This is a genomic window from Brevundimonas sp. NIBR11 (assembly GCF_027912535.1).
Taxonomy (GTDB): Bacteria; Pseudomonadota; Alphaproteobacteria; order Caulobacterales; family Caulobacteraceae; genus Brevundimonas.
Genome location: NZ_CP115465.1, coordinates 1,586,425 through 1,612,593 on the forward strand (window position 1 = coordinate 1,586,425; position 26,169 = coordinate 1,612,593).

Here is a 26,169-nt window from a genome sequence, read left to right on the forward strand (position 1 = left end):
AGCTTGAGCGCCTGAGAGCCCGCGAGGGCGATCAGGGTCGCGCGAAGGGTGAGGGGTTACGGTGGGAGCCGGTGCGCACCGTAACCCCTCACCCTTTCGGCCGAAGACGCATCGCTACGCTCTGCGAGCCTCAAGCCCTCTCCCGCTGGGAGAGGGTTCAAAGACGGACACCCATCAACGGACATCCGAATTCGCCCTGCGAATTCAACGCCCGGCCGTAGTTTGTAGCTTTATTCCAGGTGCCCTTGAAAACGGGCGTAAACTCTTCTCGACCGCACTCACGATCGAGAGGAAGCCCACCCCGCCGACCCGCCTGCTTCGTCCGTTTCGTCACGTTTCGTCACGCTGCGCCTGTCATGACGAAACGGGACGAACCGGACAAAGCTCAAGCGGCTTCGGCCATCGCCATCGCGCCCTTCCGCTGTTCCGCCCACGGAATCAGCGTCGACTTCGGCCAGGCCACCAGCCACGAGCTCGGCGTATATTCGCCGCTCTCGATCATCGCCTTCCTCGTCGGCGAACTCGCGCTTGCCCGCTCCGAATGGATCGGGGCCGGGCCCTGATGAATGATGAAGGCCCCGCCCTTCAGCGGGTTCAGCCGCAGATAGGCCAGACGCGGGCTGATGGTCTCCAGCGGCGGATCGTAGAACCAGCTCGATCCGATCATCCCGGCCAGCTCGGGGCGTGTCTTGCAGATCGCCGCGGCCGTGGCCCAGGCGCGGTCCCAGCCGGCCTCGTTGAAATCGGCCAGCTGGCGGCTCTCGGTGTGGACCTCGAGCCAGGGCTTCTTCCACCCCTGCGCCCGCGCATAGGCCACCAGCTGCGACCAGCCGTGCCCGTCGCGCCCGTTCTTCACCACCTGCCCCGGCCCCATGGGCGACGACAGGTCGATGGTCTGGGTCAGCGCCCCCGGCACGCTCAGCACCAGGGCCATCCGCACATCCTTGGCCCAATGGTCCGGATCATAGATGGCGTCCGTATCGGCCGCCCCGGTCAGGAACTCGGCCATCCGGTCCATCCAGTAAGGATAGAGCTCTAGCACCTCGCCCGGCAGGGCCGCCTGCTTCGCCCGCCCCGGCAGCTCCAGCGCCCAAGTCGCGACCAGGGCCCGGCGCATCGCGTCAGAGGCGCCCTCGCCCAGCGCCTTGTCGGCGGCATGGGCCGGCAGGTCGAAATTCCAGTGGGGCGCCGAGGCGACCGCCGGATCCACGGCCTCCACCGAGGCGATGTCGACCCGCGTCCGCTCTTCGGCGGTCAGGCGGGCCCGGATGGCGTTGAACGCCGCGACTTGTGTCTGAGAGAGCGTTTCCATGGGCGCAGCATGGCACACGCCGGTTGGCGAAGACTTAAGGGCTGGCGACGCGCCTCGCCCCCGCGCTAAACCGCGCGCAACACCTATATGGAGCCTGAAATGTCCATCGCAGCCCGCCTGACCGAACTCGGCATCGACCTGCCCGCCCCCGCCGCGGCCGTCGCCAACTATGTGCCGTTCGTGCGCACCGGCAATCTGGTCCACATCTCGGGCCAGCTGTCGAATGACGCCTCGGGCGGCCTGAAGGGCACGGTCGGCGAGGACGTCTCGCCGGAACAGGCCAACGCCGGCGCCCGCCTCTGCGGCATCAACCTGCTGGCCCAGCTCAACGCCGCGCTGGACGGCGACCTCGACCGCGTCGTTCGTGTCGTGAAGCTGGGCGGCTTCGTCCAGGCCGGCCCCGGCTTCACCGCCATCCCGGCCGTCATCAACGGCTGCTCGGACCTGATGGTCGAGGTCTTCGGCGACGCCGGCCGTCACGCGCGCTCAGCCGTCGGCGTCTACCAGTTGCCCCTCGGCTTCGCCGTCGAGGTGGACGCCGTCGTCGAGGTGCGGTGACGTCGGACGCCCAGTTCACGCTCCAGGTCCACGACAGCCTGGCGGCCATCGGCCGCGAGGCGTGGGAAGCGTGCGCCGCGCCGACGGGCGACCCCTTCGTCAGCTTCGACTTCCTTAACGCCTGCGAAGCCTCCGGCAGCGCCGTCGCCAAGGAGGGCTGGGGCCCGCGCCACCTGACCCTGATGGCCCCGGACGACACGGTCCTCGGCTGCATGCCCCTCTATCTGAAGGGCCACAGCCAGGGCGAATACGTCTTCGACCATTCCTGGGCCGAAGCCTATCAGCGCGCCGGCGGCCGCTATTATCCCAAGCTCCTTGGCGCCGTCCCCTTCACCCCCGCCACCGGCCCGCGCTTCCTGCATGCTCCGGACACGGACGAAGTCACGGTCCGCGCCGCCCTCATCCAGGGCGCCCTGACCCTGACTGAGCGGATGGGCGTCTCGTCCCTGCATGTGAACTTCCCGACCGAGCCCGAATGGACCGCTATGGGCGAGGCCGGCCTGCTGCGCCGCCAGGACATGCAGTTCATCTGGAGGAACGCGGGCTACCAAACCTTCGACGACTTCCTGGCCGCCCTGTCGTCGAACCGCCGCAAGACCATCCGCCGCGAGCGCCGCGACGCCCAGGCCGATCTCGACATCCGCGTCCTGACGGGAAGCGACATCACCGAAGCCCACTGGGACGCCTTCTTCGCCTTCTACATGGACACCGGCTCGCGCAAATGGGGCCGGCCCTATCTGACGCGTGAGTTCTTCAGCCTGGTCGGGGCGACCATGGCCGGCCGCATCGCCCTCGTGATGGCTTTCCGCGACAACATTCCCATCGCCGGCGCCCTGAATTTCATCGGCCGCGACGCCCTTTACGGCCGCCAGTGGGGCGCGCTGGAGGAGGTCCCCTTCCTCCACTTCGAGCTCTGCTATTACCAGGCCATCGACTTCGCGATCGCTCACGGCCTGTCGCGCGTCGAGGCGGGCGCCCAGGGCGAACACAAGATCGCGCGCGGCTATCTGCCCTCCCCCGTCTATTCCGCCCATTATATCGCCGACCCGGCTCTGCGCGGCCCCGTCGCTCAATACCTCACTCAGGAACGCGCCGGGATCGAAGCCGAGATCGCCGCCATGACCGAGGAACTCTCGCCCTATCGCTCGACCTGATTGCCAAGCGTCGGCATGGCGGGCCATATCGCGAAACCCTCATTTCCGCCCCGGAGCGCCCATGTCTCGCCTGCTGATCCTTCTGGCCTCGGCCGCCCTCGCCGCGCCTCTGATCGCCGCCCCCGCCTCGGCTCAGTCCGTCGACCGCGTCGCCGTAAACGGCATCCTGGATCAGGGCCTGAACCATTCGCAGGTCATGCAGACCGCCGCTCACTTGACCGATAACATCGGCGGGCGCCTGACCAACTCCCCGGCCATGCGCGAAGCCGAGGCCTGGACCCAGCGGCAGTTCCGCGACTGGGGCCTGTCGAACGTCCATGCTGAGGGCTTCGAATTCGGTCGCGGCTGGTCGATCGTCCGCTCCAGCGCCCGGATGACCGAGCCGCGCGTCATCGACCTGCGCGCGATCCCGATCGCCTGGACGCCCGGCACCGACGGGACCATCACCGCCGGGGTGATCGTCGCCCCGATGACCAAGGTGGCCGACTTCGATCGTTATCGCGGCCAGTTGCGCGGCAAGATCGTCATGATCAGCCAGCCGACGCCCGGCTCTGAGCCCGCCGAAGCGCCCTTCCGCCGGCTGACCGACGACCAGCTCCGTTCAGGCGCCAGCTACGTCCAGCCCCAGTACTCCCCCGCCGCCATCGAGCGCCAGCTGGCCACCGCCGACTTCGCCGCCGCCCTGGACGCCTTCCTGGTCGAGGAAGGCGCCTTGGCCATGGTGCGCATGTCCGCCCGCGACGGTGGTCTGCTGCACGGCACCGGCTACGCCTTCCGCGTCGGCCAGACGCCCAAGACCCCGGGCATGGAGCTGTCGGCCGAGGACTACCGCCGCCTCGCCCGCCTCGCCCGCACCGACACCCCGCCGATGCTGGAGCTGAACAGCGAGGTCCAGTTCCACGATGAGGACACCCAGGCTTACAACATCTTCGCCGACATTCCGGGCACGGATCGTTCGGGAGAGTACGTGATGGCCGGCGCTCACCTGGACAGCTGGGTCGCCTCGGACGGCGCCTCGGACAACGCCGCCGGCAGCGCCGTGGTCATGGAGGCCGCCCGCATCCTGATGCAACTCGGCGTCCGCCCGAAACGCACCATCCGCTTCGCTCTGTGGAACGGCGAGGAACAGGGTCTGCTCGGGTCGCTAGCCTATATCGACCGGCACGTGGCCACCCGCGCGCCCTTCACCGATCCGACGCTGGCGGCCTTGCCGGTCAACCGCAGCTGGCGTCACCGCTGGCCGATCCAGCCGCGTGAAGGCTACGGCGACCTGACCGCCTACTTCAATCTCGACAACGGCTCGGGCCGGATCCGCGGCATCAACGCCGAGGGCAACGTCGCCGCCGCCCCGATCTTCCAAGAGTGGCTGGCGCCCTTCGCGACCCTGGGCGCCTCGACCGTTTCGCTGCGCAATGCCGGCGGCACCGACCACGTCTACATGCAGACCGTCGGCATCCCGGGCTACCAGTTCATCCAGGACCCGCTGGACTACGACAGCCGCATCCACCACACCTCGATCGACAGCTACGACCACCTGAAGGCGGACGACCTGCGTCAGGCGGCCGTGATCATGGCCAGCTTCCTGCTGAACGCCGCGAACCGGGACCAGCCCCTGCCGCGCATGCCGCTCCCGACCCAGCCGACCCCGAGCGATCCGTTCGAATACCTGCCGGCGGAGTGATCCGGACGGGCGGAGGCTTCGGCCTCCGCCTAGCCCCGCTCGGCCGCCGCCGCGAACAGGCGGGCGATCTCGCTGTCGATGGCCGCGGCGTTGTCCAGCTCGACGACCGCGCTCAGCCGCTCCGACCAGCTCTCCTTGCGGACCGAGGGCGACAGCCGGTCGGACGCCTCCGGCTCCACCTTCAGGCCTAGCAGGGCCCGGCCGCCCTTCAGAGGACGCGTCGCGGCGAACTGAACGGCGCGGCTGAACGAGGTGTAGCCCTTGCGCTGACCCGAGATGACGCCCTCGACGCCGCCGGCCACCGCCTCGATCGCCTCCAGGATCGCCAGTGACCCGGCGTCCTTCCACAGGGCGGCGCGCAGTTCGGCGGGCTCGTCCCATCCGGGACCGTCCTTGGGACGGGCGGCGTCCAGGATATGGGCCGCATGGTTCTGTCCCACGCCGTGCTCGGCCTTCAGCCAGGCCTGCTGCGCCTTCGGCGTCGTCTCGGGGCACGTCTTCATGATCTCCACCCAGGCCGCCAGCGATCGACCCGTCTGGGCCTCGAGATTGGCGGTCACCGTGGCGAACCACTTCTTCTGGCGTTCGGTCAGCCCCATCTCGGCCATCAGCCCCTCCCTCGTCGCCGGACCATGCGGCGCAAGACCCCGACGCCGCAAGACGCTAGACTTCCGAATCCCATGCCCATTCGCCGCCTCCCGCCCGAGACCGTCAACCGAATCGCCGCCGGCGAGGTGGTCGAACGGCCGGCCAGCGCCATCAAGGAGCTGGTCGAAAATGCCCTGGACGCCGGAGCGACCCGGATCGAGGTCCAGGCGGACGGCGGGGGCCTCAGCCGCATTCTGATCGCCGACGACGGTCACGGCATGGCCCCGGACCAGCTGGCGCTGGCGGTCGAACGCCATGCGACGTCCAAGCTGGAACCCGACGACGCCGGCGATGTGGACCTGCTGCGCATCCATACTCTGGGCTTCCGGGGCGAGGCGCTCCCCTCCATTGGCTCCGTCGCCCGGCTGACGATCACCTCGCGCGCGCCGAACGGCGAAGCTCACCAGATCACCGTCGAGGGCGGCGATCAGCGTCCGGTCGCCCCCGCCGGCTTCCCCGGCCCTCACGGCGCCAGGGTCGAGGTGCGGGACCTGTTCTACGCCACGCCGGCACGGCTCAAGTTCATGAAGTCGGAGCGGTCCGAGGCCATGGCCATCTCCGACGAGATCAAGCGCCAGGCCATGGCGCACGAAAACGTGGCCTTCAGCCTCGATCTCGACGGCAAGACGACGCTGCGCCTGCCCGCCGAACGCCCCGGCGACGAGGGGCGGTTGAAACGGCTGGCGGCTTTGCTGGGCCGCGACTTCGAGGCCAACGCTCTGCTGATCGACCAGTCGCGGGAAGGCATCCGGCTCAGCGGTTATGCAGGCCTGCCGACCTATTCGCGCGGCAACGGCGCGCACCAGTATCTGTTCGTCAACGGTCGCCCGGTGCGAGACCGGCTGCTGCAGGGGGCGCTGCGGGGCGCCTATGCCGACTTCCTGGCGAGAGATCGCCATCCGGCGGCGGTGCTGTTCCTCGCCATTGATCCGCTGTTCGTCGACGTGAACGTCCACCCGGCCAAGGCGGAGGTCCGGTTCCGCGATCCGGCGCTCGTGCGCGGCCTGATCGTCGGGGCGCTGAGACACGCCCTGCACGCCGCCGGGCACCGCGCCTCGACCACCGTGGCGGACGATGTGCTGGCCGGCTTCACGGCCCACACCGGCCCGGCCTACAGCCCCAGCGCGCCTCGGGCCCAGATCTTCTCCCCGGCGGCCGGATATAGCGGCTGGCTCGGCTGGGAGCGTCCGGCCTCCGCCAATCAGGACATCCCGGGCCTCGGCGAACGCACGGCCCGCGTCGAGACCCCGGTCGCCGGCTTCGCCGCCTGGCCCGAGCACGTCAGTCCGGCCAACACGCCCGACCCGATCGACCAGCCGCTGGGCGCCGCCCGAGCGCAGGTGCACGGCACCTATATCGTCGCCCAGACCCGCGACGGGATCGTCGTGGTCGATCAGCATGCCGCCCACGAACGGCTCGTCTACGAGCGGATGAAGACCCAGATGGCGGCGGGCTCCGTCACCCGGCAGGCCTTGCTGACGCCCGAGGTCGTCGAACTCGACCCTGCCGAAGCCGACCGCGTCGTCGCCCGCGCCGACGAACTGGCCCAGATGGGGCTAATCGTCGAACCGTTCGGCGGCGGAGCCGTACTGGTGCGCGAGACGCCGGCCCTGCTCGGCGACACAGACGTCCAGGGCCTGATCCGCGACATCGCCGACGACCTGGCCGAACACGGCGCGGCGCTCGCCCTGTCGGAGCGTCTGGGCGAAGTCTGCGGGACGATGGCCTGTCACGGGTCGGTCCGCGCAGGACGGGTCCTGTCGGCGCCGGAAATGAACGCTCTGCTCCGCCAGATGGAGGCGACGCCGCACTCCGGCCAGTGCAATCATGGCCGACCGACCTATGTGGAGCTCAAGCTCAACGACCTCGAGAAGCTGTTCGGACGGCGCTGAGGGTCGGCGCGACGCGTGAAAGCGGAACTGCTCGCGCACCGGATTCTCGTACTACTCGATGATCCAGGCTTCGTAGCCGGCCTGTTTCTCCGAGCTGAAGCACTCGTAGAGTTGGTGGTCCATCCAGTTCGGCGATCGTGCGGGCCAGACGGCGATAGCGGTCCGCTTCCTCCTCCAGCCGCGTCCGCTGCTGACCCAGCGCCCGCACCCGATCTGGCTCCTCGGCGTCCAGCAGGGCCGGGATGTCGCTCAAGGCGACCCCGATCTCCCGATGGATGAGGATCTGCTGCAACCGCATCAGTTCGCGTCGCCCAGAGTAGCGGCAGCCAGTCTCGCCGACCGTCGCGGGCTTCAGCAGTCCTATGGCGTCATAGTTGTCCAGCGTCCGGACCGAGATCCCGGACAGCCGCGCCAGCTGGCTGACGGTAGGCGCTGATTGTCGCGTCGTTCCGCATGGACAGCGCTATGGGGCCTCACGCCGCGTGAGGGTCAAGCGCTCCGGCGGAGGAAAAGAACCCGGGCGGCGCCGTAGTCGCGCGCGTCCAGCCTGTCGTAGCCCGGCGTGTCGATCTCGGGCTCGTCGGAGCCGCGCTCGAAGACCACGAGGGCCTGGGGCTTCAGCCAGTTTCCCTCGATCAGGCGTTGCAGCGCCGGTTCGCCCAGCCCCTTGCCGTAGGGCGGATCGAGGAAGGCCATGTCAAAGGCCTCGCCGTCCGAGCCCGGCCGCACGCCCAGATCCGTAGCGCTCCTGCGATGCACGCGCGTCGCCCCCATCAGACCGTAGGCGTCGGCGTTCTCGCGGATCGATCCACGCGCGTCGTCGTCGATCTCGACGAACAGGGCGAAGGCTGCGCCCCGGCTCAGGGCCTCGAAGCCCAGCGCCCCCGACCCGGCGAACAGGTCCATGACCCGCGCTCCCTGTAGCGGCTCGGCCCAGGCGGCGTGTTCCAGCACGTTGAAGACGGCCTGACGCGCGCGGTCGGACGTCGGGCGCGTGCCCTGTCCGTCCGGCGCCACGATGGCGCGCCCCTTCAGCTTTCCGGCGACGATTCTCATCTAGCCGTAACGCCTCTCGGTCCAGCCTCGCAGAAGCAACAGCGCCGTCGCCGCCGCGAGCAGCACGATGGGCATCCACAGGGGCACCCCACCCCCGACCACGCCGAAAATCAGCATGGATCCTGCGGAAATCAGGCCGGGCAGTATGCCGGCCGACAGAATGGCCGTGATGCGCCGCGACACATGCACCGTCGGATCCACTCCCCGATCGACGAACACCGACCAGGCCAGCATCGCGCCTTGAGCCAGACCGGCGACGCCCACCACCCCTAGATAGATCAGGAACGCCTGCCCGCCTGGGCCATGGACATAAAGAAGATTGGTCATGAAGGGCATCAGCGCGATGAGGCCGAGCAGCGTCAGGTTCCAGAAGAACACGCCAGTCGAGAACCGCCTGATCTGGGTGAACATCCGCCGGTGGGACGTCCAGAAGATTCCGATCACGAGGAAGCTCAGGGCATAGGCGACGAATCCGGGCCAGCCCTGGCTCCAAAGCGACGCCGCCGTGCCGTCCCAGTCGTGAGGGGGATGCAACTCGATCGACAACAGGGTGATGGCGATGGCGAACACCCCGTCGGAAAAGAACAGGAGGCGCTCCAGACTGTTGTCCCTGGCCCGCAGATGCTCGTGATCCTGCTCGGTCATGCTTCCTTTCCCCTTATCACGGCTGTTCATGGCGTGATTCCGGGCTCGTCACACGCCCGTGGACGCCAGAGCGGGCTCGCATCCGGCTTTCCAAGGCGCTGGACCTCCAGGGCCGACCCGTGCATCGGACGGCCATGTCTCCTTACGAAGCCATAGTCCGCGCCGTCCGCCTCGCGCGGCGTTCGCCGTTGATCACCGGCTTCCATCCCGACAGGCCGGGGCTGAGGTTCGCGGGCTTCCTCGGACTAGCCGTCGTCTTCATGTTCGGGGCGACCATGGCCTTGGCCATCGTCTTACGCCTGGTCCCGGGGCTGGCCGATCAGATGGGGATGACCGGCCCGCTGCCCGACACCCCCATGCGATTGATCGAGGAAAGCCGGTCCGTGCTGTTCATCGCCGTCATTCTGGGCAGTCTGGCCCTGGCCATCCTGGCTGCGGCGGCGACGATGTACCGGGTCCCGGCGAGCACTTTCCTGTGGCCCGGTCGGCGGTTCAACGGCTGGGATCTGGGCGTCGGCTTCCTCGCCATGACCTGCGTCGCGGCGATCCTGTTCCCGGTCTATCTGTGGGGCGGCAGCGAATGGGCGCCGCCTGTGCTGAACGGCTTCTACGCCGACTGGACCAAACCGCTGTACCTGGTCGCCAGCGTGGTCGGCCTGCTGGTCGCGGCGGCGGGCGAGGAGATCGTCTGTCGTGGCGTGCTCTTGCGGCTGACCAGCCAGATCGCGCGCCATCCGGTCGTCCTGTGCCTCATTAACGGCGTGCTGTTTTCGGCATTGCACCTGGACCCGGACCCGGTGGCCTTCGTGGCGCGGGCGATGTCCGGCGCGATCTGGACCTGGGCGGCGATTCGGCTGGGCGGCTTGGAGTTCGCCATCGGCGCCCACCTGGCCAACAACCTGATGATCACCCTGTTCTGGCAGCCGATGTCGGAGATGGAGGTGGGGCGCGACTCGCAGTGGATCGAGCTGACGCCGGAACTGTTCGTCGCCGCGGTCATGCTGGTATTTGTCGAGCGGCTGGCCAGGGGCCCGCGCGACTGGCGTCCGGCGGGTCTAGCCCCGCGACGGTCCGCGTGAGCCGCCCGGACGCGGCTTGCCTGTCCGCGCCTTGTCCGCGTCGCGCGCCCAGGTCGCCGACTTCGGGCCGATGATCTTGTCCTCGCGCGGCTTGAAGGCGCGCTTGGGCCGGTCTTCGCTTCCCTCGGCGTCGGGTCGGGCGCGGGGTTTGAAGTCCTTTTTCGGATGCTCGAACTTCGGCTTGGCCTTGGCCCAGCCCTCGCGCTTTGAAGGCGCGGCGGCCGCTCGGGCCTCACCGGTGGCCTGGGCGTCCTCGGCCGCGCGGACGCGACTGGGCTTGCGGGACGGGTCCGACATGGCCGAGCCCGACTTGCCCGCGACCTTGGCGGTGCTGGTGCGACGGCCGGGGATCGGCGCGGGCGTGGCGACCGTGTTGCCCTCGGGCAGGTTCTCCGGACGGATATGCTGGCCCAGCATCTCGCGGATCACGCGCGGGCCGACCTCCTCGACCGAGCCGGTCGCCAGCGTCCCCAGCTGGAACGGGCCATAGGCCAGGCGGATCAGGCGGTTCACGGTCAGGCCGATGGACTCCAGAACCTTGCGGACCTCGCGGTTCTTGCCCTCGGTGATCTGGACGCTGATCCACAGGTTGGCGGCCTGGGCGCCGTCCTCCTTGGTCGTCGCCTTGTCGATGGTCGCCTCGACCGGGCCGTAGCGGATGCCGTCGACGGTGACGCCGTCCTTCAGCTTGTCGAGATCGGCCTGGGTGACGCGGCCACGGGCGCGGGCCCGGTACTGACGGACCAGCGCCGTCTCCGGCAGCTCCAGCGCGCGGCTGAGCTCGCCGTCGTTGGTCAGCAGCAGCAGGCCCTCGGTGTTGATGTCGAGACGCCCGACAGAGATCACCCGCGGCAGGCCGCTCGGCAGGGCGTCGAACACCGTGGGGCGTCCGGCCGGGTCTTTGTGGGAGGTCAGGAGCCCAACCGGCTTGTTGTAGCGCCAGACGCGCGTGGCCTGGGCCGCCGCGATCGGCTTGCCGTCGACGGTTATGACGTCATCGCGGCTGACCAGGGTCGCCGGCGTGTCCAGGATGCGGCCGTTCACCGCCACCTTGCCCAGACCGATCAGCCGCTCGACCTCGCGACGCGAGGCGATGCCGGCGCGGGCCATGGCCTTGGCGATACGCTCGGTGCGCTTGGGTTCGGCCGGAGCCGCATCCTTGGCGCTTTTGCCGGCGGGTTTGCCCGCGCCGCCCTTGTCGTCGGCGGAATAGCGTTTGCCCTTGATCGGCCTTTCGGGCCGCGCCCCCTTATCGGGGGCATAGGACCGGCCGCTCGCGCCGCGTCCGCCCTCGAGCGATTTCTTGGTCGTCTGGAAGCTGGCGGCGGAGGCCGAGCCGGGTCGCGCGGACCCGCTCTTCGGACGATCGCCGGGCTTGTGGGCGCGCAGCTCTTGACTGGTGCTGCGCTTCTTGTCGTTGTCTTCGGGATGGCGGGCCATGATGAGCGGTTCATGCGCATGGCCTTGGCCCTGGCGCAAGCGGCGGCGGACGCCGGAGAGGTTCCCGTGGGCGCCGTGGTGGTCGATGAAGCGACCGGCGAGGTGATCGCGACCGGCGCGAACGGCCCCGTGGCGGCCCACGATCCCACCGCCCACGCCGAGATCGTGGCGCTGCGCGCGGCGGCGGTGGCGCACGAGAATTATCGCCTGACGGGACTGACCCTCTATGTGACGCTGGAGCCCTGCGCCATGTGCGCCGGGGCCATCAGCCACGCGCGAATCGGCCGCGTCGTCTGGGCGGCGGACGATCCGAAGGGCGGCGCGGTTATCCACGGGCCGAAACTGTTCGAGCAGCCGACCCTTCACTCGCGTCCGAGCGTCGAGGGAGGATTGCTCGCCGACGAAGCCGCCGCGATGCTGCGCGGCTTCTTCCGGGCCAGACGCGGTGGAACGGCGGGCGGTCAGGCCCGTTAGCCAAGCCTGACCGTCAAGCTTCCGGACATCCGATGCGCCACCTGATCCTGATCGCCGCTGTCGCTTCGGCCTTGTCAGCTTGTGGGGGCCAGGAACCGGCCAAGGCTCCGACGGATGGCGAGGCGGTGCGCCAGCGCGCCATCGAGGCACAGACCGCGCGCCGCCGTACCGGAGCCGAGGTTCAGGACCGCGCCCTGAACCGCGTCATCCGCACCGTCTATCTGTGTGACAACGGCGAGCGCCTGTCGGTCGATTTCGACAATCCGCGCGCCATGGCCACGGTCCGCAACTCCAACGGCGAAGCGGTCGATCTCTATCAGGAGCGGGCGGCGGACGGCATCTGGTACAAGGCCAGCGCCTATGAGCTGCGCGGCAAGGGCATCCTGGCTACCTGGTCCGCCGACGGCCGCCAGCCGACGGATTGCCGCGCGATCGACTAGGTCGCGCCCTCTTCCCGCAGAAAGTCGAGGACCGGCGTGGGGTCGGCGAATTTCTGGGAGAAGGCCTCGCCAATGCGGCTGGCCAAGATCAGGGTCAGTCCCCCCGCCTCGGCCTTCTTGTCCCCGGCCATCCGGGCGAGCAGCGCTTCGGCCGAGAACGCCCCTGACTGCGCCAGCCGCGTCGGAAGGCCCGCCGCCGCGATCACCGACTCGACCCGTTCGGCATCGGCCACGTCGCATAGTTGCTGACGCACAGAGAACCGGAAGGCCATGCAGCAGCCCAGGGCCACGGCCTCGCCATGCGCCAGCGCCGCCTCCTCGAAGCCCAGCTCCGCCTCGATGGCGTGGCCGAAGGTGTGGCCGAGGTTTAGCAAGGCGCGACGGCCCGCCTCCTTCTCGTCCTCGCCGACGATCTCCGACTTGATCTCGATCGAGCGGACCACGGCCCGCTCCAGCGCCGCCGGATCGCCCCTGACGCCCGCTGCGCCCCCAGAATCCGAAGTGTCGGCCAGCCAGTCGAAATAGTCCGCGTCGCAGATCAGGCCATGCTTCAGCACCTCTCCCCAACCGGACCGCATCTGCACGGCCGGGAGGGTCGCCAGAACGTCGATGTCGGCCAGCACCAGCCTCGGCTGATGGAAGGCCCCGACCAGGTTCTTGCCGCGCGGGGTGTCGATGGCCGTCTTGCCCCCGACCGAAGAATCCACCTGGGCCAGCAGGGTCGTGGGGACCTGCACGAAGTCAATGCCGCGCATGTAGAGGGCCGCCGCCAACCCCGCGAGATCACCCACAACGCCGCCGCCCAGGGCCACGACGACATCCTTGCGATCCAGCCCGGCCGCCAGCAGTCGGTCCATCAACCGCTCCAACTCGGCGAAGGATTTCGACGCCTCCCCCGCCGGCACGGCCACGATCTCGGACGTCACCCCTGCCGCCGCCAGCGAGGTCTGCAGCGCCGGTCCGTGGATCGCCGCCACCGTCTCGTCGGAGACGATCACCGTCCGGCCCCGCGCCATGGGTGCGATCCGCGCGCCCGCCTCAGCCAGGAGTCCGCGTCCGACCACGACGTCATAAGGAGCAAACGCGCCGCCGGAAACCGGAACCACCGTCATGCCGTCGCTCCGTTGGCCCAGTAGCTGTTCAGGGCCGTGACGATGGCGTCGACGGCCTGACCGTGCGCGCCCGCGCCGACGTCGACGGTCACATCGGCCGTCTCCTCGTAGACGGGGTAGCGGACCTCGGCCATCGCCTTCAGGGCCACCAGCGGGTCCTTGCCGCGCAGCAGGGGCCGGGTGTCGCGCCTCTGGACCCGCGAGGCGACGACCTTCAGATCGGCCCTAAGCCAGACCGTGGTCGCGTGGGCTTTCATCAACTCGCGCGTTTCGGGGTTCAGCACGGCGCCGCCCCCGGTCGCCAGCACGATCGGCGGCCCTTCCAGCAGGCGGCGCATCACCCGCGCTTCCCCAGCCCGGAACTCGGCCTCGCCCAACTGTGCGAAGATGTCCGACACCGTCATCCGCGCCGCCGTCTCGATCGCCTCGTCTCCATCGACGAAATCCAGCCCCAGTCGATGGGCCAGCCGCCGCCCCACAGTCGATTTGCCCACACCCATCAGCCCCACCAGGGCTATGATCCGGGTCGGCGCGGGAATCGCGGGCGCGGTCGTCTCGGTCGAGGCGTCGGCGCTCACGGTCGGTCTCGGCGGGAGGATGCAAGGCAAGTCATGGTCGCTTCAATCTCTACACCAAGCGTCGCGGCTGACCACCGTTCACATAGGGCTGCCGGGCGATGAACAGCCCTCAGGTCGAGGCGTTTCTGGAGATGATGGCGGTGGAGCGGGACGCCTCGCCCCACACCCTGTCCGCCTATGCCCGTGATCTGGCCGACGCGGAGGCGTCGCTGGGCGCTCCCGGCCTGATGGGCGCCGACGAGGGCGCGGTCGAGGCCTGGTTCGCGAGCTTGTCGACGCGGGGGCTCTCCGCCGCCACCGCCGCCCGTCGCCGCTCGGCCGTGCGCCAGTTCTATCGGTTCGCCTTGGGTGAAGGCTGGCGCACGGACGATCCGTCCCGCCGCCTCGACGCCCCGAAACAGGGTCGCCCCCTGCCCCGCACCCTGAGCCGCGAGGAGGTCGTCGCCCTGCTGTCCGCCTCGGCCGCCCGCGACGGCTCAGCCGGGGTCCGGATGATCGCTCTGGTCGAACTCGCCTATGCGTCAGGCCTGCGCGTCTCGGAACTGCTGGCCCTGCGCGTCGAGGCCGTGCGCCGCGATCCCGCCTACCTCATCGTGCGCGGCAAGGGCGGCAAGGAGCGGCTCGCCCCGCTGAACGCCTCGGCGCGCCAGGCGGTGAAGGCCTGGCTCATCGCCCGCGATGCCGCGCGGCCGGAGAAAGCCCCCGACAGTCCGTGGCTGTTCCCATCCAGCGGCGCCTCGGGCCACCTGACGCCGCGCCGCTTCGCCCAGATGCTGGATCAGGCGGCCATCGACGCCAACATCGACCCCGCCCGCGTCAGCCCCCACGTCCTGCGCCACGCCTTCGCGACCCACCTGCTCGAGGGCGGCGCCGACCTCCGGGTCGTCCAGACACTCCTCGGCCACGCCGACATCGCCACCACCCAGATCTACACCCATGTGGCGACGGACCGCCTGACCCAAGTCGTGCATCGGCACCATCCCCTGGCGAAGGAGGAGTGACCGCCTTGATCCCGCCAAGACCCTCCCCTAGCCTCTGACGCTCCTTTCCAGACGAAGGCCCGCGCCGACCATGTGATCCCCTCCCGACCGCAACCGCCCTTGAAAGCCTTGCATCGGGAAAGCCATGTCCGCCTCCATCGTTCTGCACGATCTCGCCTGGGCGCCGCCAGGCGGATCGCCCCTCTTCTCTGATCTCAACCTCGCCTTCGGGCCCGAGCGCACCGGCCTCGTCGGGCGCAACGGCGTCGGCAAGACCACCCTGCTGCGGCTGATCGACGGTCGCGTGATGCCTCACGCGGGGTCCGTGTCCGTCACCGGCCGCCTCGCCGTCCTGCGCCAGACTGTGCAGGTCGATGAGACCGAGACCGTCGCCGACCTGTTCGAGGCCCGCGGAGCCCTGGCTATCCTCGCCCGAGCCGAGGCGGGTGAGGCCGATGCCGACGATCTGGCGCAGGCCGATTGGATGCTGCCGTCCCGGCTGGAGGCGGCGTTGACCCGGCTGGGCCTTGACCTCCCGCCCGACACCCGGCTGGCGGCCCTGTCCGGCGGCCAGCGCACACGCGCGGGTCTCGCCGCCCTGCTATTCGCCGAGCCCGACTGGCTGATCCTCGACGAGCCGACCAACAACCTCGACCGCGAGGGGCGTCAGGCCGTAATCGACCTGCTGGCCGAGTGGAGAGCCGGGGCCATCGTGGTCAGCCACGATCGCGACCTGCTGCAGACGATGGACGCCATCGTCGAACTCACGTCTCTTGGGGCGACCCGGTACGGCGGGAACTGGTCCGCCTACCGCGCCCGAAAGGCCCTGGCGCTCGACGCCGCGCGCCGCGACCTCGCCGACGCGGAAAAGCGGCTGACCAACCTCGCCCGGACGGCCCAGCAGACCGCCGAACGCAAGGCGCGCTCCGACCAGGCCGGTCGCGCCACGGCGGCGCGGGGGGACCAGCCCAAGATCCTGCTCGGGATGCGCAAGGACCGCGCCGAGGACACCGGCGGCGAACAGTCCCGCCTCGGCGAACGCCGTCGCGAACAGGCGGCGGATGCGGCCGCCACTGCGCGCGAACGCATCGAGGTGCTCCAGCCCCTGACCGTCGCCCTGCCCCCGACCGGCCTGCACATCGGGCGCGAGGTGCTCGTCCTCGACGCCGTCACGGCCGGCTATTTGCCGGATCGCCCCGTCCTGAGCGATCTCAGTCTTCGGATCGCGGGGCCGGAGCGGATCGCGCTGACCGGTCCGAACGGCTCGGGCAAGACGACCCTTCTGGCCGTGATCACCGGCACCCTGACCCCGACCTCGGGCGAGGTTCGACGTACCGTGCCTTTCGCCATGCTGGACCAGCAGGTCGCCGTTCTCGATCCGGCCTTGTCGATCAGGGACAATTTCCGGCGGCTGCATCCGGATGTGGACGAGAACGCCTGTCGCGCGGCGCTGGCCCGATTCATGTTCCGCGCCGACGCGGCCCTTCGGATCGTCGGCGACCTGTCGGGCGGGCAGAGGCTGAGAGCCGGGCTGGCCTGCGTGCTCGGCGGGCCGGTTCCGCCGCCGTTCCTGATCCTGGACGAGCCGACCAATCACCTCGACCTCGATTCGATCGAGGCGGTGGAGGCAGGTCTGCGGGCCTATGACGGCGCGCTCCTCGTCGTCAGCCACGACGGGACATTTCTGGAAGCCATCGGCATCGATCGGCGTATCGACCTTCGTTCGCCTGAACCGCCGCTTGCCCCAGTGCGTTGACCTCTCTAGGTTCCGCCGCCTTGCGACAGGGCCGTTTCGCCCGCCGCCCAAATGGACGCCTCATGGCTGCGCACTATCTCGAATTCGAAAAGCCGATCGCCGATCTGGAGGCCAAGATCGAGGAGCTGAGCCTGCTCTCGGCCACCTCCGGCTCGTTCGAGACCGAGATCGAGGGCCTGCGCAAAAAGGCCGAACAGCTTCGCAAGAAGACCTACGCCGAGCTGGACCCGTGGAAGAAGACCCAAGTCGCCCGCCATCCGCAGCGCCCGCATTTCGTCGACTATCTGGACGCCCTGTTCACCGACTATGTCGAGCTGCGCGGCGACCGTCAGTTCGGCGACGACCAGGCTATTCTCGGCGGTCTCGCCCGGTTCCGGGGTCAGGCCGTGGTCGTCATGGGCCATGAGAAGGGCCACGACACCGCCACCCGCCTGACCCACAATTTCGGCATGGCGCGGCCCGAAGGCTACCGCAAGGCCGTGCGCCTGATGGACATGGCCGACCGTTTCGGCCTGCCGGTGCTGACCTTCGTCGACACCGCCGGCGCCTATCCGGGCCTGGGCGCGGAGGAGCGCGGTCAGGCCGAGGCCATCGCCCGCTCGACCGAGCGCGGCCTGATTCTCGGCACGCCGATGATCGCCACGGTCACGGGCGAAGGCGGATCGGGCGGCGCCATCGCCCTAGCCGCCGCCAACCGGGTGCTGATTCTCGAACACTCGATCTATTCGGTCATCTCGCCGGAGGGCGCCGCCGGCATCCTCTGGCGCGACGGCGCGCGGGCCAAAGACGCCGCCAACGCCATGAAGATCACCGGCCCGGACCTTCTGGCCATGAAGATCGTCGACCGGATCGTGCCGGAGCCGGTCGGCGGGGCGCATTCGAATCCGTCCACGGCCATGCAGGCGGTCGGCGACGCCGTCTGGGACGAGTTGCAGCAGCTGCTGCCGCTTTCGCCAGCCGAACTGCGCAAGCAGCGTGCGGATCGCTTCTACGCCATCGGGCGCAGCAGCTAGGTCGTTAACGCGACGTAGAGGCGGGGTGGCCAGTCTGGCGGCTCAGCGTTCCGGGCATCCCATGTTTTCTTCGCCTGTCCGATCAGAGGGTCCCGCATGAGCGGCGCCCAAGAGCCCCTGCGCGAGAGCGCCGTCTTCAACCTGACCGGCGCGGTCGTGATGGTCGTTGACGACGGCGCCTTTAGTCTGGAGGTCACGCTTCAGGCCCTGCAGGGCTTCGGCATCCGCGTCAAATACGTGGCGAAGAGCGCTTCGGAAGCCCGTGAAATCCTGCAAACCCATCCCGTCGACCTGCTGATGGTCGACTGCGAGATGGCCGGCACCAACGGCCACGAGTTGGTGCGCTGGCTGCGCCATTCGGGGCTGGAGCCCAACGCCTTTGTGCCGATCCTGATGACGGCCAGCCACGTGCGCCGGTCGCGGGTCGCCGACGTGCGCGACTGCGGCGCCAACTTCCTCGTCACCAAGCCGTTCAGCGCGGCGGCGGTGCTGGAGCGGATCATTTGGGTCGCGCGCGACAACCGGCCCTTTCTGGAGGCCGGCGACTATTCCGGACCCGACCGGCGGCTGGTGGCGTCCAAGCCGCGCAAGGAAGACGAACGCCGCGCCGACATGGTGCGGCTGGCCCAGCACCAGGCTGAACAGGCGGCCGCGGCCGAGGCCGCCGGAGAAACACAGTCATGACCGTCGTAATGTGGAAGCCGCGCACTTCGCGCCTGTCGACCCTGATCGACCAGCCCGGCGGGCTCAGCGTCGGGACCGCCATGGCCCAGGCCAAGGCCAATCTCGACGCGCTCAAGGCCGAGGGTCAGGCCATCGTCGCCGAACGCATCGCCCGTCTTGCCGCCCTGAAACCGCCCGGCCCCGGCATGGATCCGATCCTGCAACTGAACGAGGCCTATGAGCTGTCGAGCGCCGTGATCGACGCCGCCGGGCCGTTCGACCGCGACGACCTGTGCAAGGCCGCCGCCGGTCTGTGTGACCTGATCGACGCGGCCGAACAGGGCAAAGCCTTCGACTGGCGCATCGTCACAGTCCACGCCCAGGCGCTTCAGCTGATCCTAAGCCTGCCCGAGGACGCCGAAGCCGCGCGGACCGAAATCCTCGCCAACCTGCACCACATGGTGAAGCACAAGATCCCGACGATCGATCAGTCCCCCGACTGAGCCTCGTCAAGCCCGACGCGCGCACCGCGAGTCTGCTTCTTCCACAGGGCCGCGTATTCGCCGCCGACCCGCGCCACCAGTTCGTGGTGGGCGCCGCGCTCGACGATCCGTCCAGCCTTGAGCACCAGGATCTGCTCTGCGTCGGCGATGGTCGACAGGCGGTGCGCGACGACAAGCGTCGTCCGTCCTGCCTTGGCTTTCCGCAGCGTCTTCTGGATCGCCGCCTCGGTCCGGCTGTCCAGCGCGCTGGTCGCCTCGTCCAGGATCAGGATGCAGGGATCGGCCAAAAGCGCCCGGGCGATGCCGACCCGCTGACGCTCTCCGCCCGATAGCTTCAGACCCCGCTCGCCGACGCGGGTCTGCATCCCGTCCGGCAGGCTGCGGATGAAAGCCGCCAGCTCGGCCGCCTCGGCCGCCGCCCAGACCGCCTCCTCGGTCGCCTCGGGTCGCGCGAAGGCGATGTTCACGGCCAGAGTGTCGTTAAACAGGGCCACGTCCTGAGGCACCAGGGCCACCGCTCGCCGCAGCGACGCCTGGGTCACGTCGCGCGCATCGGCGCCGTCGATGACCACTCGCCCGACCTGCGGATCCAGCAGACGCAGAGCCAGTTTCACGATCGTCGACTTGCCCGATCCCGACGGCCCGACCAGAGCCGTCGTCGTGCCCGGCGTCACCGTGAACGACACGTCCTCCAGACCGTTGGCGCGGGCGTCGTGGCGGAAGGAGACGTCCTCGAACGCCAGCGCCCCGCCCCTCCGTCCCTCCGGCCGCACCAGATCGGCGGCGCCCGGCGCGTCGGCGACCTGAGGCGTCTGCCGGGTGACCTTCAGCATCTCCTCCATGTCGATGAAGGACTGGCGGATTTCGCGGTAGGCGAAGCCCAGGATGTTCAGGGGCGCATAGAGGGAAATCAGGATCAGCACCGCGGCCGTCACGTCGCCCGGCCCCATCCGCCCGGCCGCCGCCTCAAATCCGGCCATCACGGCCATGACGCCCAGGCCGATGTTCATGATCAGGGCCTGGACCGCGTTGAGCAGCGCCAGCGAACTGTTCGCCTTCAGGGCGGCCGCGTTATAGGCCCCCAGCGCGCGGTCGTACCCCAGGGCCGCCCGCGTCTCGGCCCCGAACGACTTCACCGTCTCGTAGTTGATCAGGGCGTCCACGACCTGACCGGCCGCCTCGGTATCGGCGGTGTTCATCGTCCGCCGGTGCTCGATCCGCCAGTTGGAGATGGCGAAGGTCAGGCCGGTGTAGATCACCACCACCACGACGGCGACGGCGGCGAACCGCCAGTCGTACTTCCCGCCCAGGACCGCCGCCGCCAGGATCAACTCCAGCCCGGTCGGCACGAGGTTGAAAGCCAGGATTCTCAGCAGGAAGTCGACCGAGCGAGAGCCGCGATCCACCGTCCGCGACAGGGCGCCGGACCGCTTGGTCTGGTGGAAATCCAGCGACAGGCTGAGGGCGTGAGCAAAGGTCTCGGTCGCGGCCGTTCGCTGCGCCGCCTGACGCACAGGGGCGAAGACGACGTCCGACAACTGAGGCGCGCCTGAGGACAGGAATCGCACGAGGGCCCAGCCGACCGCGAAGCCCGCGAACCCCAGCCCGACCGACACGCCGGCCGGCTGATCCGCCGCCAGATGGTTGACGGCCGCGCCCAGCACCAGAGGCGCCAACACGCCCAGCCCCTTGCCGGCGATGGTCAGCAGGATCGAGAACACCAGCCGCAGCCGCAGCTGCGGCGCGCCTGATCGGCCGACCAGCTTGATCAGGTCCAGCAGGGCGGGCAAGGTCTTGGGATCGACCGGGGGTTCCGCTTCCGCCCCTGCGCGCTGCGCCTTGGCCTCTATGCCGCCACCGCCCCGCATTCCTGATCGTTCACCACGCGCCATGGGGTGGATATGGACTGCGCCGGAGCCTCACGAAAGTCCGGCGATCGCCTCAATGACTTCGTCGACGACGGCCTCCTCGGTCGCCCAGGAACAGACGAACCGCACCGAGCCGTCGTCGAACCGGTAACAGGCCCAGCCCAGCTCGTTGAGCTTCGCGTGCGCCATCGCCGGCATCCGCACGAAGACGGCGTTCGCCTCGACCGGATGGGCCAGGACGAAGCGCGAGCGCGTCGCGATCCCCGCCGCCAGCCTCTGGGCCATCAGGTTGGCGTGGGCGGCCCCGTACTCCCAGGCATTGGCCTCCAGCATCCCCAGCAGGGGCGCCGCCAGAAACCGCCCCTTGGACGCCGTCTGCCCGGCCTGCTTCAGCCGGTTCTCGACCCGCCGGGCCAGCGACTTGTCGAACATGACGATGGCCTCGGTGCACAGCCCGCCGGCCTTGGCCCCGCCGAACACCAGCACATCGACGCCCAGACGCGCGATCTGTGTCAGATCAAAGCCCGCCGCCGCCGCATTGGCCAGACGCGCGCCGTCCATGTGCACGCCAAACCCCCGCGCCTTCACCGGCTCGATCAGATGGCGCAGCTCTTCCTCGGTATAGACCGTGCCGTATTCCGTGGACTGGGTCAGCGAGAGGGCCGCCGCCGGCTGGCGATGCCCGACCTCCGGTTCCTCGAGCGCGGCCTCCAGCGCCTTCTGCTCGATCTTGCCCGACAGCCCCGGCAGGCCGATCAGGCCCACGCCTTGGCCGAAGAAGCCCGGAGCCCCCGTCTCGTCGGTACAGATATGCGCCGCGTGATGGGCCAGCACCGCCTCGTGCGGCCAGGCCAGCATCGACAGGGCGATGGAGTTGGCGGCCGTGCCCGAGAAGACGAACCGGACTTCTGCGTCCGCGTCGAGCCTCTGGCGAATCTGGTCGGCGGCGCGGGCGGTAATGTCATCCGCGCCGTAGGCCCGCGCATAGCCCTCGTTCGCCGCGATCAACGCCTGCAGCGCCGCCGGCGCCATGCCGGCCGTGTTGTCCGATCCAAAATCGTAGCGCATCGCGGATCAGGCCTCTGTCTGGTCATCGTCGGGGCGGGTGTCGAAGCCCGCGCTGCGCGGATTCGTCCGACCGCGCAAACCGTGGACGCCCTCGGCCGCCTTCGGCATCGGCGCGTTTTCTTCGCCATAGGGGACCGCCACCTGATGCGGGAATGGAATTTCGATCCCGGCGGCGTCCAGCGCCTCCTTGGCGGCCTGGAAGACGTCCGCCTTGGCCTGCCAGTAGTCTTCTGATTTCGCCCAGGCGGCCAGGGTCATCTCGACCGAACTGTCCAGAAGATTGGTCACCCCCGCCCAGGGCGCGGGATCGGGCAGGACCGCTGCGACGCTGCTCGCGGCGCCGACCAGCGCCTCCTTGGCCGTATTCAGATTGTCGCCGTAGCCGACGCCGATCTTCAGCTCCATCCGGCGCGTCTTCTGGCCCGACAGGTTCAGGATGATGTCGCCGAACACCTTCCCGTTCGGGGCCATGATCTTCACGTTGTTGGCGTCCGACAGCTGGGTGAAAAAGAGGTCCAGCCGCTGCACCTTGCCGACATTGCCGCCGATGTTGACCAGATCCCCCACGCGATAGGGTCTCAGCACCAGCAACATCACCCCCGCCGCCACGTTGGACAGCGTCCCCTGCAACGCCAGACCCACGGCCAGGGACGCGGCGCCCAGCACCGCGATGATCGAGGTGGTCTGCACGCCCAGCCGCTGCAGCACGGCGATGAAGCCGATCAGGAAGACGACGACCCGCACCACCTGCACGGCGAAACTCAGCACCGTCGGGTCGTGGCGGAACCCCCTTACCCGGCCCAGGGCCTTGCGCGTCGCCCCCGCCGCCCACTTGGCCGCGAAGATGGTCGCGGTCAGGATCAGAAGGGCGACGGTCAGATTGACCGCGAAGTCGCCTGCGATCTGGGTCAGCTTGGCCAGCATCACCGCATCCACGGCGACGGCCTGCTGTCCGGTGGCGATGAGGGTGTTCAGAGGATCGGCGCTCGACGTCATGAGCGGGGTCTAACGCCCCGCGCGGAGTTTGGAACCCGACGACGTCACTTTTACAGCCCCTCGACGGCGCCATGCGAGCGGCGCACAGTGAGACTGTCTGGGGAGGAGCAAGGTCTTGCGTCAATCATCACTGGTCGTCGGCGTGGACGTGCCCTGGGTCACCAGCTGGACGGCGGAAACCATCCAGGGCGTCCGGCCCTGTCCTTCGGTCGGCGGCCAACTGGCGCTCGTGCAATCCGAGCAGCCGGGCTTCGGCAAGCCGGAGTATTCAAAGAACCATCTCCTGCGTCAGCGACTCAGCATGACCCGGATGCTCTGTCCGATGTGCGGACAGCCCACGACGCCCGGCGACCGCGTGACCCAGGTCGCCCGTCGCCTCGCCGCCGGACGGCTGCGGGCGTCGGGCCGGGCGAGCGGCCTGCCCCCGACCATCGCCGACGAACAGGTCGTGGTCGACGCGGGCGCGATCGCACCGCTGCATCGTCGCTGCTCGGACCTGTCTCTGAAACACTGTCCCCACCTGCGCGGCGAGCCCGCCATAGACGTCCAGCCCTTCCCCGCCCGCTGGGGCCTCATTCCGCTGATGATCGAGGCGACGGCCCCTACGCCCGCCGAGTTTTCGCTTCTCGCCGCCGCAGTGGTCGCCGCGCCGGTCGCCGTGGTGACCTTCCTTCAGCTTTGCGGCGTCACCGATCAGATCGACCGCGCCTGGCGCACGGTCCGCAAGTCGGCCTAGATCTTCGCCACCCGCCCGCCGCCGCTCTCGAGCTGGTCCAGCAGGTCCATCACGTCGTCCAGCGTATTCGCCTCCCGCGCCGGCTTGTCCCAGCGTATGCGGCTGACGCGCGGGAAGCGCATGGCCACTCCCGACTTGTGCCGGGGCGAGCGCTGCAGACCCTCGAAGGCGATCTCCAGAACCAGGCCGAAATCCCGCTCGGCGCGAACCGACCGCACCGGCCCGAACCGCTCCACCGTGTGATCGCGGACGAACTTGTCGAGTTGTTTCAACTCCTCGTCCGTGAAGCCGAAATAGGCCTTGCCCACGGGGGTCAGCGCCCCCTCCGCCGTCCAGACGCCGAAGGTGTAGTCGGAATAGAAGCTCGACCGCTTCCCGTGCCCCCGCTGGGCGTACATCATCACGCAGTCGACGACGTGCGGATCGCGCTTCCACTTGAACCACCGCCCTTTCGGCCGTCCGGCGACGTAGGCGCTGTCCCAACGCTTCAGCATCAGCCCCTCGGCCGCCGCTCCGACCGGCGGATCGGCGCGGAGCATGCCGAGGCCTTCCCAGCTGTCGAAATCCACCACCGGCGACAGATACAGCCGCTCGCCCTCATGACCGGCGACCACCGCCTCCAGCCGCGCCCGGCGTTCCTTCAGCGGCCGTCCGCGAAGGTCCTCCCCCGCCTCTCCCAGCAGGTCGTAGGCGTAGAGCGAAGCCGGATAGGCGGCCATCAGCTTGGCGTCGACCGTCTTCCGGTTCAGTCGCTGCTGCAGGTCGCCGAACGGCGCGACCGCAGGCTCTCCTGTTTCATTGGGCCGCATGACCAGCAGCTCCCCGTCGATCGCCCCCTCGAACGTCAGGGCGTCCATCAGATCGGGAAAGGCGCCCGTGATCTCGTCCCCGTGGCGGGAATAGAGCCGCGACACGCCCTGTTCGCGCACGGCCTGCACACGGATGCCGTCCCACTTCCATTCGGCGGCGTAGTCGGCGGGGTCCAGCTTGTCGAAATCGACCGCCTCGTCGATGGCTACGGCCAGCATGACCTGGCGGAAGCGGCCGGGCGCCTCGGTGTCCGGTCGCTCGGCCCGGCCTTCGACCCAGGCGAACAGTTCGGCATAGGGCGGCTTCACCGCGTGCCAGACCTCGACGATGTCGGCGGCGGTCAGAGGCTCCAGCGCCGTCGTCGCCTCCCCGCCTCCGGGGTCCGGCGCCTCGGTCACGGTCTCGGGCCGCATCATCGCCACGGCCGTCCGCGCCAGCTGGGCCGACAACCCGACCCGCATCCCGCCCGTGACGAGCTTCAGCAGCGCCCACCGCCCCTTGGGGGCCAGCGCATCCAGCCAGCCCTCGATCAGACCCTGCACCTCGCTGCGCTTGGCGGCGGCCAGGGCGTCGACGACCTCGCCCAGCTCCGGCTCGCGATTGGGCCTATGGTTCGGATCGGTGGGCCAGATCAGGGCGGCCGTCTCCGCCAGGTCGCCGACATAGTCGTAGGACCAGCCGAAGAGCACCGGGTCGACCCGCGCCTCCACGGCCCTCCGGATCATCGCCGGCTTGGCGTCGTTGAACACCAGTTCGCTGGTCAGGGCCGCCAGCGCCCAGCCGCGATCCGGGTCCGGCGTCGCGCGCAGATAGTCCCTCAACAGCACCAGCTTGGCGTTCCGCGACCCGGTCAGCGCCAGGCGATCCAGCAGTTCGGCGAAGGCGCGCATTCTTCCATCCGTGCACCCGGCGAGGGCTGGGGTCCACAGGCAAACTCCGAAGAAGCCGATTGGTCTCCGATCCAGCTTCACCGCCTTGTCTAGCCTCTGCCGTCCGCACCTCAGGCGTTGCCGGGGCGCACGAAGGTCAGACACGCGAAAACGCCCCGGAGGTCTCACTCCGGCGCGATCGGGGGGCAGGTTAGGATCAATCTTTCGAACGCCTTGAGGGGATGTCCTGACGTTCTGTTGCAGATTTGGACTCTCTGGACTCGGCGTCCTCGGAGTCCAAATCCTCAGGTCTTAGTTGAACAGACCCGCGATCACGGCGGTGATCAGACCACCGGCGACGGCTGCCAGGACCGCGTCATTGCCCGAACGGACGTAGTGGTAGCCGCGGGGCGGGGCGCGCAGGCCGTAGCGGCTGTAGTCGTTCACCACATAGCCCTGCGTGTAGTAGCTCGGAATCCGCTGGCCGTAGCTCCACTGGCGGACCTGGTAGCCGCGCGGCGGGGCGTAGCGACCGGCACTGTAGCGACGTTCCGCACGCTGCCAGCGGTCGTAGGCGCGAGCCTGCTGACGGTACTCCTGGCGGTCCTCGCGACGGTCCTGACGGTACTCGCGACGGTCGTCGCGGCGATCCTGGCGCTGCTCGTAACGCGACTGGGCGTCTGCGGCAGAGGCGACGCCGATGGATCCGGTGGCGATCACGGCGGCCAGGGCGGCGGTGGCGAACTTGTTCATCACATACTCCTACTGTCGGGGGCTTCCGACTTGCCCCCACACTAGGTTTCCGGCTTTGAGCCGGGTCTGAACGACGCCGGTCGGG

General features: G+C 69.1%; 25 protein-coding genes. 13 read left to right on the forward strand and 12 right to left on the reverse strand.

Annotation, left to right across the window (positions count from 1 at the left end; all coding sequences use genetic code 11):
- Positions 1-385: 385 nt before the first annotated feature.
- The gene (locus tag O5O43_RS07915; RefSeq protein ID WP_271083341.1) at positions 386-1,312 is read right to left on the reverse strand and encodes a hypothetical protein; all 927 of its coding nucleotides are present in this window, start codon (positions 1,310-1,312) and stop codon (positions 386-388) included.
- A 99-nt stretch (positions 1,313-1,411) separates the two neighbouring features.
- On the opposite strand from O5O43_RS07915, the gene O5O43_RS07920 reads away from it, so the two are divergent.
- The 3 genes from O5O43_RS07920 (at position 1,412) to O5O43_RS07930 (ending at position 4,705) form a co-directional block, all read left to right on the forward strand.
- Entirely contained in the window at positions 1,412-1,870 is a 459-nt protein-coding gene (locus tag O5O43_RS07920; protein ID WP_271083342.1) for a RidA family protein, read from the forward strand.
- Positions 1,867-3,024 carry a GNAT family N-acetyltransferase gene (locus O5O43_RS07925; RefSeq protein WP_271083343.1) on the forward strand — a complete coding sequence of 386 codons (1,158 nt, stop codon included), beginning with the start codon at positions 1,867-1,869 and terminating at the stop codon, positions 3,022-3,024. The genes O5O43_RS07920 and O5O43_RS07925 overlap by 4 nt, the downstream gene beginning before the upstream one ends.
- 61 nt (positions 3,025-3,085) lie before the next feature.
- Positions 3,086-4,705, forward strand: coding sequence for a M20/M25/M40 family metallo-hydrolase (locus O5O43_RS07930; RefSeq protein ID WP_271083344.1), 1,620 nt, complete (start codon positions 3,086-3,088; stop codon positions 4,703-4,705).
- Positions 4,706-4,734: 29 nt separating this feature from the next.
- On the opposite strand, the gene O5O43_RS07935 is transcribed toward O5O43_RS07930, so the two are convergent.
- Entirely contained in the window at positions 4,735-5,313 is a 579-nt protein-coding gene (locus O5O43_RS07935; protein ID WP_271083345.1) for a DUF4287 domain-containing protein, read from the reverse strand.
- A gap of 72 nt (positions 5,314-5,385) precedes the next feature.
- On the opposite strand from O5O43_RS07935, the gene mutL reads away from it, so the two are divergent.
- Entirely contained in the window at positions 5,386-7,245 is a 1,860-nt protein-coding gene (mutL, locus tag O5O43_RS07940; RefSeq protein ID WP_271083346.1) for a DNA mismatch repair endonuclease MutL, read from the forward strand.
- A 489-nt stretch (positions 7,246-7,734) separates the two neighbouring features.
- Here the strand turns inward: mutL and rsmD are convergent, their stop codons facing one another.
- Together rsmD and O5O43_RS07950 are read right to left on the reverse strand one after the other, a co-directional pair.
- Positions 7,735-8,301, reverse strand: a complete 567-nt coding sequence (rsmD, locus tag O5O43_RS07945) for a 16S rRNA (guanine(966)-N(2))-methyltransferase RsmD (RefSeq protein WP_271083347.1) — start codon at positions 8,299-8,301, stop codon at positions 7,735-7,737.
- Positions 8,302-8,946, reverse strand: coding sequence for a TMEM175 family protein (locus O5O43_RS07950; protein WP_271083348.1), 645 nt, complete (start codon positions 8,944-8,946; stop codon positions 8,302-8,304). It lies immediately after the preceding gene.
- 134 nt (positions 8,947-9,080) lie between these two features.
- On the opposite strand from O5O43_RS07950, the gene O5O43_RS07955 reads away from it, so the two are divergent.
- Entirely contained in the window at positions 9,081-10,025 is a 945-nt protein-coding gene (locus tag O5O43_RS07955) for a CPBP family intramembrane glutamic endopeptidase (protein WP_271083349.1), read from the forward strand.
- On the opposite strand, the gene O5O43_RS07960 is transcribed toward O5O43_RS07955, so the two are convergent.
- A complete protein-coding gene (locus O5O43_RS07960; protein WP_271083350.1) occupies positions 10,002-11,465 on the reverse strand; it encodes a pseudouridine synthase in 1,464 nt (487 codons plus the stop codon). The two genes, O5O43_RS07955 and O5O43_RS07960, sit on opposite strands and share 24 nt — an antisense overlap.
- Here O5O43_RS07960 and tadA point away from each other — a divergent pair.
- Both tadA and O5O43_RS07970 read left to right on the forward strand, forming a co-directional pair.
- Complete coding sequence (gene tadA / locus O5O43_RS07965; RefSeq protein WP_271083351.1) at positions 11,454-11,939, forward strand: tRNA adenosine(34) deaminase TadA; 486 nt, start codon at positions 11,454-11,456, stop codon at positions 11,937-11,939. The two genes, O5O43_RS07960 and tadA, sit on opposite strands and share 12 nt — an antisense overlap.
- A gap of 32 nt (positions 11,940-11,971) precedes the next feature.
- A complete protein-coding gene (locus O5O43_RS07970; RefSeq protein WP_271083352.1) occupies positions 11,972-12,379 on the forward strand; it encodes an MliC family protein in 408 nt (135 codons plus the stop codon).
- Here O5O43_RS07970 and aroB read toward each other — a convergent pair.
- Together aroB and O5O43_RS07980 are read right to left on the reverse strand one after the other, a co-directional pair.
- Positions 12,376-13,491, reverse strand: coding sequence for a 3-dehydroquinate synthase (gene aroB, locus O5O43_RS07975; protein ID WP_271083353.1), 1,116 nt, complete (start codon positions 13,489-13,491; stop codon positions 12,376-12,378). The two genes, O5O43_RS07970 and aroB, sit on opposite strands and share 4 nt — an antisense overlap.
- Positions 13,488-14,069 carry a shikimate kinase gene (locus O5O43_RS07980; RefSeq protein WP_271083354.1) on the reverse strand — a complete coding sequence of 194 codons (582 nt, stop codon included), beginning with the start codon at positions 14,067-14,069 and terminating at the stop codon, positions 13,488-13,490. Before O5O43_RS07980 ends, aroB begins: the two co-directional genes overlap by 4 nt.
- Before the next feature lie 98 nt (positions 14,070-14,167).
- On the opposite strand from O5O43_RS07980, the gene O5O43_RS07985 reads away from it, so the two are divergent.
- The 5 genes from O5O43_RS07985 (at position 14,168) to O5O43_RS08005 (ending at position 18,984) form a co-directional block, all read left to right on the forward strand.
- On the forward strand, positions 14,168-15,070 hold the full coding sequence (locus O5O43_RS07985; protein WP_271083355.1) for a tyrosine recombinase: 903 nt from the start codon (positions 14,168-14,170) through the stop codon (positions 15,068-15,070).
- 124 nt (positions 15,071-15,194) lie between these two features.
- The gene (locus O5O43_RS07990; protein WP_271083356.1) at positions 15,195-16,805 is read left to right on the forward strand and encodes an ABC-F family ATP-binding cassette domain-containing protein; all 1,611 of its coding nucleotides are present in this window, start codon (positions 15,195-15,197) and stop codon (positions 16,803-16,805) included.
- Positions 16,806-16,867: 62 nt separating this feature from the next.
- Positions 16,868-17,818 (forward strand): acetyl-CoA carboxylase carboxyltransferase subunit alpha, encoded by a 951-nt coding sequence (locus O5O43_RS07995; RefSeq protein ID WP_271083357.1) that lies wholly within the window; start codon positions 16,868-16,870, stop codon positions 17,816-17,818.
- A 96-nt stretch (positions 17,819-17,914) separates the two neighbouring features.
- On the forward strand, positions 17,915-18,502 hold the full coding sequence (locus tag O5O43_RS08000) for a response regulator (protein ID WP_271083358.1): 588 nt from the start codon (positions 17,915-17,917) through the stop codon (positions 18,500-18,502).
- On the forward strand, positions 18,499-18,984 hold the full coding sequence (locus O5O43_RS08005; protein ID WP_271083359.1) for a chemotaxis protein CheE: 486 nt from the start codon (positions 18,499-18,501) through the stop codon (positions 18,982-18,984). Before O5O43_RS08000 ends, O5O43_RS08005 begins: the two co-directional genes overlap by 4 nt.
- On the opposite strand, the gene O5O43_RS08010 is transcribed toward O5O43_RS08005, so the two are convergent.
- The 3 genes from O5O43_RS08010 to O5O43_RS08020 are packed head-to-tail and all read right to left on the reverse strand — an operon-like array spanning position 18,969 to position 22,916.
- The gene (locus tag O5O43_RS08010) at positions 18,969-20,852 is read right to left on the reverse strand and encodes an ABC transporter ATP-binding protein/permease (RefSeq protein ID WP_271083360.1); all 1,884 of its coding nucleotides are present in this window, start codon (positions 20,850-20,852) and stop codon (positions 18,969-18,971) included. The two genes, O5O43_RS08005 and O5O43_RS08010, sit on opposite strands and share 16 nt — an antisense overlap.
- A gap of 51 nt (positions 20,853-20,903) precedes the next feature.
- Entirely contained in the window at positions 20,904-21,920 is a 1,017-nt protein-coding gene (locus tag O5O43_RS08015) for a beta-eliminating lyase-related protein (RefSeq protein WP_271083361.1), read from the reverse strand.
- 6 nt (positions 21,921-21,926) lie between these two features.
- Positions 21,927-22,916 carry a mechanosensitive ion channel family protein gene (locus O5O43_RS08020; RefSeq protein WP_271083362.1) on the reverse strand — a complete coding sequence of 330 codons (990 nt, stop codon included), beginning with the start codon at positions 22,914-22,916 and terminating at the stop codon, positions 21,927-21,929.
- Between the two features lie 115 nt (positions 22,917-23,031).
- Here O5O43_RS08020 and O5O43_RS08025 point away from each other — a divergent pair, with 115 nt between their 5' ends.
- The gene (locus O5O43_RS08025; RefSeq protein ID WP_271083363.1) at positions 23,032-23,652 is read left to right on the forward strand and encodes a hypothetical protein; all 621 of its coding nucleotides are present in this window, start codon (positions 23,032-23,034) and stop codon (positions 23,650-23,652) included.
- On the opposite strand, the gene O5O43_RS08030 is transcribed toward O5O43_RS08025, so the two are convergent.
- Entirely contained in the window at positions 23,649-25,352 is a 1,704-nt protein-coding gene (locus O5O43_RS08030) for a cisplatin damage response ATP-dependent DNA ligase (RefSeq protein WP_271083364.1), read from the reverse strand. The two genes, O5O43_RS08025 and O5O43_RS08030, sit on opposite strands and share 4 nt — an antisense overlap.
- A 291-nt stretch (positions 25,353-25,643) precedes the next feature.
- Positions 25,644-26,084, reverse strand: coding sequence for an RcnB family protein (locus O5O43_RS08035; protein WP_271083365.1), 441 nt, complete (start codon positions 26,082-26,084; stop codon positions 25,644-25,646).
- Between the last annotated feature and the right edge of the window lie 85 nt (positions 26,085-26,169).